At 75.6% G+C, this 7,189-nt stretch carries 7 protein-coding genes; 1 reads left to right on the plus strand and 6 read right to left on the minus strand.

What is annotated here, in order from left to right:
* Both ABD308_RS24375 and ABD308_RS24380 read right to left on the minus strand, forming a co-directional pair.
* On the minus strand, positions 1 to 386 hold a 386-nt coding region (locus ABD308_RS24375; RefSeq protein ID WP_344338596.1), incomplete at its 3' end, for a hypothetical protein.
* Between the two features lie 87 nt (positions 387 to 473).
* On the minus strand, positions 474 to 1,253 hold the full coding sequence (locus ABD308_RS24380; RefSeq protein ID WP_344338599.1) for a sigma 54 modulation/S30EA ribosomal C-terminal domain-containing protein: 780 nt from the start codon (positions 1,251 to 1,253) through the stop codon (positions 474 to 476).
* 449 nt (positions 1,254 to 1,702) lie between these two features.
* Here ABD308_RS24380 and ABD308_RS24385 point away from each other — a divergent pair, with 449 nt between their 5' ends.
* Positions 1,703 to 4,591: a cytochrome P450 gene (locus ABD308_RS24385; RefSeq protein ID WP_344338601.1), complete on the plus strand. Its 2,889-nt coding sequence runs from the start codon at positions 1,703 to 1,705 to the stop codon at positions 4,589 to 4,591.
* A 67-nt stretch (positions 4,592 to 4,658) separates the two neighbouring features.
* Here ABD308_RS24385 and ABD308_RS24390 read toward each other — a convergent pair whose 3' ends face one another.
* From ABD308_RS24390 to ABD308_RS24405, 4 genes are all read right to left on the minus strand, one after another.
* Positions 4,659 to 4,820, minus strand: a complete 162-nt coding sequence (locus ABD308_RS24390; protein WP_344338603.1) for a DUF6126 family protein — start codon at positions 4,818 to 4,820, stop codon at positions 4,659 to 4,661.
* Positions 4,821 to 4,852: 32 nt separating this feature from the next.
* A complete protein-coding gene (locus ABD308_RS24395) occupies positions 4,853 to 5,209 on the minus strand; it encodes an ArsR/SmtB family transcription factor (RefSeq protein ID WP_344338605.1) in 357 nt (118 codons plus the stop codon).
* Positions 5,210 to 5,465: 256 nt separating this feature from the next.
* Positions 5,466 to 6,302, minus strand: coding sequence for an aminoglycoside adenylyltransferase domain-containing protein (locus ABD308_RS24400; RefSeq protein ID WP_344338607.1), 837 nt, complete (start codon positions 6,300 to 6,302; stop codon positions 5,466 to 5,468).
* Positions 6,303 to 6,473: 171 nt separating this feature from the next.
* A partial coding sequence (locus tag ABD308_RS24405; RefSeq protein ID WP_344338608.1) for a glycoside hydrolase family 3 N-terminal domain-containing protein occupies positions 6,474 to 7,189 on the minus strand: 716 nt, incomplete at its 5' end.

Here is a 7,189-nt window from a genome sequence, read left to right on the forward strand (position 1 = left end):
GCGCCGGCGGGGCCGACCCGCAGCCCGCGGACCGCCGCGATCCGCTCGCCGACCAGCGGGAGCAGGTCGGCGACCGGCGCGGGCAGCCAGAGGGTCACCGCGCACGGGGCGGGCCGGGCCAGTACGCGCAGCAGCCGCGAGACCCCCGCGTCGCCGGGGACGGCGGCGAGCGCGGTCTCCACCGGCGGCGTCCGCCCGACCGACGGCACCGCGCCGAGCGGCGACACCGGCGGCACCGGCAGGACGTGCAGGCCGGGGATGACGTCCAGCAGACCGTCCACGGCCACGTCCGACACATCGGTGCCGTGGCCGCGCGCGAGTTCGCGCAGCAGGGCCCGCTCGGCGGCCGTGATCCTGACGGTCAGCATGACTTCTTCGCAGTCCATGGTCCCAGTTCCCGTCCAGAGCGTGAGGGTGAGCTCATCCGTTGTCGGTCGTGTACCGGTCAGCCCGTGCCGATCACTACCTGCCCGTCAGTGGGCTCCCGCTACCGGCGTGATCAAGCCATAGTGGCCGTCGTAGCGGCGGTAGAGCACCCGGCCGCGACCGTCGCCGGGATCGGTGTGGAACACGAACGGCCAGCCGGTGAGCCAGAGTTGGCGGGCCGCCTCGGCGGGATCCAGCCGGGGCGCCGGGTGCGGGCCCTCGACGGGCGACGGCCCCGGGCCGCCGGGCCCGGCCGTGGAGTGCGCCCGGACCAGGCGGAACCCGCCGCTGCCGGGCCTGCGGTGGACCAGGCTGTCCTGACCGGTCAGCGCGTCCGAGAAGAGGTGGAAGCGGTAGTCCAGCGCCAGCATCTCGCGGACCGCCTGCTCGGGCGTGCGGCGGGCCGGCCGCACGGACTTGCGCCGTACGATCCGCCGTTCGGCGGGCGGGCGCGGTGCGTACTGCGGCCGGTAGGAGCTCTCGAACGCCGAGGCGAGCCCTATGTCACCCCGCTCGCGCAGTCGCACCGCGCGCCCCGCGAGCGTGCCGAGCGCCAGGTCGACCGCCTCGCGCGCCGTCACGGCGGCCAGTTCCACCCGCACCCGGCCGGCCTCCTCCAGCTCCACCGAGGCCTGCGCGACGGCGGGCCTGGTGACCGACCGGTCGCGCGGCCGGGTGAGCCGCATCCGGGCGGCACGCACGTCCGGCCCGAGGTCCGCGATCAGCGCCAGCGACCGGGTCCGGGCGTACTCGGCGTCCTCGCGGGGCAGTTCGCCCCGGATCTCCACGCGGAGGTCGAGCGCGGGCCGGTGGCGCAGACGGGTCATCAGAGGGTCCTCCTTGGTCCTGCACCATGCTGGACCCGCGCGCACCGTCCCGCCGAGGGCCGAAAGGCCCTGCCCGCCAGGCAGGACGGCCCCGGCGGGCCCCGGCACCGGCACACCCGCGGGGCGGCGGGACCGGGTCCGCGGACCGCGTGCGGCGGAGCGCCCTCATCGGGACACGCCGGGCGGACCTTGAGGACACTCCACCGATGGAGTGATCCATCCGGGTACGGCGCAACGCTCACGCGACCGGCGCGTTTCCCATGGCGTGCGCCCTCCGTTCCGTGGCGCGCGCGGGGGTCTGCTTCCACAGGCCTCCGGATCCCGGCTGTCGCGGCGGCGGCTCCGGTGGTACCGCGGCGCCGGGCCGGTCGACCGGTCCGGCTCCGGCGGGTCACGCCGGTCCGTCCCACCGGTCCGTCCCCCCGGTCCATCTGGTGAGAGGTGATGTCATGATCCTGACGAACGAGACCCACAGACCATCCGCCCCGCCCAGAACCGCCCCGGCGGAAAGCAGCCCGGCCGTCCCCCCGCTCGCCCCCGGCGCCGTGCCCGGTCTCGGCCACGCCCCCGCCCTGCTGCGCGACCCGCTCGGCTTCCTGGGCTCGCTCTCCCGGCACGGCTCGGTGGTCCGGATCCGGCTCGGCCCGCGCACGGTCTGCGTGGTCACCGACGCGGGGCTGGTCCACACCCTGCTGGTGGCCCTCGCCCACGACTGCCCGCGCGGCGCCGTCCAGGACACCCTCAAGACCGCCTTCGGGGACGGTCTGCTGATGTCCGAGGGCCGCGCCCACCGCGACCGCCGCCGGATCATCCAGCCCTCGTTCGGCCCGGACCGGATGGCCGAGTACCTCGCCGTGATGCACCAGGTCACCGAGGAGCGCGCCCGGCGCTGGCGCCCCGGCCAGATCCTCGACGTGGCCAAGGAGATGAACCACCTCGCGCTGGAGATCGTCACCCGCGCCCTGTTCGACGCCCGGCTGAGCGAGGACGCCACGGTCGCCTTCCACCGGGCGCTGCCCGACATGGTGAAGGGACAGATCGTCCAGTCGCTCTACCCCCACCGGGCCTTCGCCCGGCTGCCGCTGCCGGTCAACCGGCGCTTCGACGCGGCGGTCCGGGTGCTCAACGAGGTCGTCGACCAGGCGGTCAACGGCACCGCGCCGGACGGCGGGTGCCCGGTGACCGGCTCCGGAGCCCGGCGCGGCACCACCCTGCCCGCGCTGCTGCGCGCCGCCGTCGACCCCGCCACCGGACGGCCCCTCACCGAGGACGACGTCCGCTCCGAGGCGATCACCATGTTCGGCGCCGGCACCGAGACCGTCTCCACCACGCTCACCTGGCTGATCGACGAGCTGGTCCGGCACCCCGGGGTCGAGGCGCGGGTGCTGGCCGAGCTGGACGAGCACCTCCCGGCCGGCACCGTGCCCACCCCGGAGGCACTGGCCCGCCTCGGCTACACCCGCGCCGTCACCCAGGAGGTCGTCCGGCTGCACGCGCCGAACGCGTTCCTGATGCGCACCGCGCGGGTGCCGGTCCACCTGGGCCCGTACCTCATCCCCGCCGGCACCGAACTGCTGTACAGCCTCACCGCGATCCACCGCGACCCCGCGCTGTACCCGGAGCCGACGCGCTTCCACCCCGGCCGCTGGTACGGCGCCGACCGGGCGCAGGGTCCGGCAGGCGGCACGGGTGCCGCCCGGCAGGCGTTCCTGCCGTTCGGCGCCGGCAAGCACAAGTGCATCGGCGAGGCCTTCGCCTGGGCCGAGCTGACCGTGGCGGCCGCCGCCATCCTGCGCCGCTGGCGCCCGACGGCCGTCCCCGGCGCACGGGCCCGCGAGGTGGTGTGGACGACCGTCCAGGCCCAGGGCCTGCGCGTGCGGCTCACACCGCGCGGGGGCCGCGCCCCGCACGCCCCCGGCCCGCGCCGCACGCCGGCGGGCGGTCACGACGACTCGCCCGCCCAGTGCCTCCCGATCATCCGGCCGCGCCAGTCCGATTCCGGTCCGCACGCTCCCCACGCTCCGTACGGCCCGCGCGGACCACGCGGGTCACGGCCGGCCCCGGTCGGCCCCACCGGCTCCTCCGGTTCGGCCGGTCCCGTCGGCTCCGCCGTGCTCCCCGCCCAGTCCTCGCTCGCCAACCGCCGCTCCGCCAGCACCGCGGAGGGCCCGCACGCGAGCGCCCTGCGGACCGCCTCCCGCACCGCCGACCCGGTCCGCACCGCGCGCCCGGCCGACTACCTAGGACCGCTCAGCACGATCGTCCCGGTCACCGACCTCGGCCCGGTCACCACCGTCCGACCGGTCATCACCCTGCGGCCGGTCGGCACCGTCCCCCGGCCGGCGCCGCCGGTCCCCCTCGAAGCCCTGGCGGCACCGGCCGCTCCCCCGGCCGCCCTGCGCGCACCGGACACCCTGCGCCCGCAGGCCGAACCGCGCACCGCGGGCGAGCTGCGCGCGGCCACCGCCCGGCACAGCGACTGGGCCCTCGCCCACGGTCTGCTCGCCCCGGAGGACCTGGCCCGGTACCACACCTACGCGCTGCCCGAGCTGATCGGCCACTCCTATCCCCGCGCCCGCGGCGCCGAGCTGGACCTGCTGGTCGACATCCTCGGCTGGTTCACCATCCTGGACGACCGCTTCGACGGCCCGCCCGGACGCGACCCCGCCGAGGCCCGCGGCATCGTCGAACCGCTGCTCGCCGTGCTCGCCGGGCGGCCCGTCCCCCCGGGCACCTCGCAGCCCCACCTGCTCGACGCCTGGCGGGAACTGTGGCAGCGGCAGACCGCCCCCATGCCACCGGGCTGGCGCCGGCGGGCCGCCGCCGAGTGGCGCTCCTGTCTGAGGACCTTCCTCGCCGAGACCGCCCACCGGGCCGCCCGCACCCAGCCCGACCTCGCCGAGACCGTACGGCTGCGGCGCCATGCCAGCTGCCTCTACCCGTTCATGGACATACTGGAGCACGTCCACGGCGGCGAGGCACCGGCCGGTCTGCACGCCGACCCCGCCCTGCACCGGCTGCGGGCGAACACGGCCGACGCGGCGACGCTGATCAACGACCTCTACTCGGCCGACCGCGAGGAGCGTCAGAACGTCGCGGCCTTCAACACCGTGCTCACCCTGCAACGGATCCGCGGCTGCACCCGCAGCCGGGCCGCCCGCGCGGTCGGGGCCCGGATCGACCGGCTGAAGGCGGAGAGCGACGCGCTGCGCCGCAGCCTGCTGCTCCGGCACCCCTCGGGGCGCTGGTACCTCGACGGCACCCGGGAGCTGGTGGAGGGCGTCTACGCCTGGACCAGCACCAGCCTCCGCTACACCGGGGAGGACGCCCCGCACTGATCACGGCGGGCGGCCGGCGGACCGCGCCGCACCGGTCCCGGCCGCTCCCGGCCGGGACCGCCCGCCGCTACTTCCGGTCGCCGAGGGCGAACAGCAGCAGCACGAACCCCGCGAACAGATGGGTGGCGAAGATGTAGATGCCCGCCCGGATCAGCATGGCCTTGCGCCGCGCCTTCTCCTCCCGGGTGGCCTCGGCCTCCCGGCCGCGCTCGCCGGTGTTCTCGCTCATGGGGCCGGGCGCTCCTTCGGTCGACGGGCTGGTCATCGGTTGCCCGCGGGCGTGGCACCGGTCTCCGGTGCCCGCAGTTCGGTGAGCAGCGCACCCTGGTCGGTGATCAGCTCGGTCAGGATCCGCCGCGCGGCCCGCAACAGCTCGGCGACGTCGGGCGTGCTCAGGGCGTAGACGACGGTGTTGCCCTCGCGGGTCGCCGTGACCAGCTGGGTGCGGCGCAGCACCGCGAGCTGCTGGGAGAGGTTCGAGGGCTCGATCTCGATGGCGGCCAGCAGTTCGCGCACCGGTCGCGGCCCGTCCTGGAGCAGCTCCAGGACGCGGATGCGCACCGGGTGCCCGAGCGTGCGGAAGAACTCCGCCTTCGCCTGGTACAGCGGGACCGGCATCGTCCGTCTCTCCCTGCGCGTCGGTGGGCGGGCCTGAATCGGCCCGTTCGGCGGGAAGCATCATCGTTGCAGATGAAGATTTCTTCAAGTCGTCACGGTCGACGGCCCGGATGGGCGGAGGGCCCCGGCGCGAACGGAACGGGCCCTGTCATGCGCTTCGAACGCCACAGGGGGCGATGATGCGAACAGTCGTCGATCAGACGGGAAACCGAGCTTCGATGGCGCGATCGCACCGCCGCCCGACGCACCCGGCCCGCTACTCCCCGAGCCCCCCGAGGGAGAGCCGACCCGTCCCCAGCAGTTCGGCGCTCGTGATCGCCATGTCCGTGAACGCGAGCGCGTCGGCCCGCCGGATGAACGGGTTCGGGTAGAACGAGCGCCGCCGCCCGCCCTCCCGGATCCGCAGGCACTCGTCGACGATCCGGTGCCACCGCTCGTCGAACACCGCTCTGGCGTACTCCCCGGCCCCGTGCTTGGAGGCGATCCGCCCGGTGGCAAGCGTGTAGTGCAGACGGCTCACCCCGAGCACCCCCCAGACCGGCCCCCACCCGTTCAGGCAGGCCAGTCCCGGCCGCGACGCCAGCCGCGAGGAGCGCCGCCACCACGGGCGCCAGTACTCCGCCAGGTTGCCCACCGTCCAGCCGGCCAGCTCCCCCGGGTCCGTGTCGATCATCAGCTCCTGGGCCCTCGGCCCGCAGAGCGTGACGCCGTGCCGCGCCAGGGTGTGCCAGAGCACCGGCGTGCGGTCGGACGCCACCCGGTGGCGGACCGTCCCCCCGAACACGTGCGGCCCCGGCGGCGCCTGCGCCGGTGAGCCCGCCAGCTCGTGCCAGGTGAGGTACGGGCCGTCGAACACGGGGCGCGGATAGCGGACCGCGAGCCGGGCGTGCACGCGCTCCAGCCCGGCGAGCTGCTCCGCCGTCACCGGATCCGCGGTGACGGCCACGAAGTCGATGTCGCTCCGCGCCGGGTGGAAGTCGTCCAGGGCCGTCGAGCCGACCACGTACAGGCCCTCGACCAGCCCGGGCGCGGCGGCGTCGACCAGGGCCAGGTAGGCGTCGGCGATCTCGTGTACGAGTGGGTGCACAGTCACGGCGGAAAGCCTGCCACCCGGATGACCCTCCGTGTCCGCTCGTTTCCGGTACGGATCGGCGCGTGTTGGTCGATCGTGCACCCTCCTTGCACCACCTTCACCTCTTTTCGCGCCACCCCCGCGCCACCCCCTCCCCCGGTGCGCGTCGGGGAAGGGGTCGCCGGGCGGGTGTCAGGGGGCCGTCGGGGAGCCGCGGAGGGCGTCGACACGGTGGACGGCCTCGGTGAAGCCGGCCACGTCGAGGCGGCCGCTGTCGAGGGCGGTGGCGAGGGCGTCCACGGCGGCGTCGCCCTGGTGGACGTCGCGGCCCGAGCAGAGCACGAGGTCCATCCCGGCTTCGGCGGCGGCGATGGCGCGGTCACCGGCGTCGCCGAAATCGGCGAGGGCGCCGGCTTCGAGGGCGTCCGTGACGGTCACGCCGCGGTAGCCCAGGCGTTCGCGCAGCTCGCCCTGGACGATGGTGCGCGACAGGCCGGCCGGGCGGTAGGCGTCCAGGGCCGGGTAGACCGCCCAGGAGGCCATGACCAGCCGGACCCCGGCGGCGATGGCGGCGCGGTACGGCTCCTCGTGCCGGGCCCGGAGCTCGGCGAGCGGGACGGGGAGGACGACGGCGCCCGCGTCGGTGTTCGCCTCGCGGGGGGCCGCGCCGAGGCCGGGGAAGTGCTTGGCCGTCGCGGCCACCCCGAGCTTCTGCTGGGCGACCAGGAAGGCGGAGCCCAACTCGGCCACCACCTCGGGCTGCCGGCCGTACGAGCGCTCGAAGTGGTCGATGAAGTTGTCGGGCGTGTCGAAGACGTCGAGCACCGGGGCGAGGTTGACGTTCAGACCCGCGCCGGCGAGGGTGCGGGCCGCTCCGGTACCGGCCTCGGCGGGCGCGCCGGCCGGGT

The organism is Kitasatospora putterlickiae (assembly GCF_039527695.1).
Classification (GTDB): Bacteria; Actinomycetota; Actinomycetes; order Streptomycetales; family Streptomycetaceae; genus Kitasatospora; species Kitasatospora putterlickiae.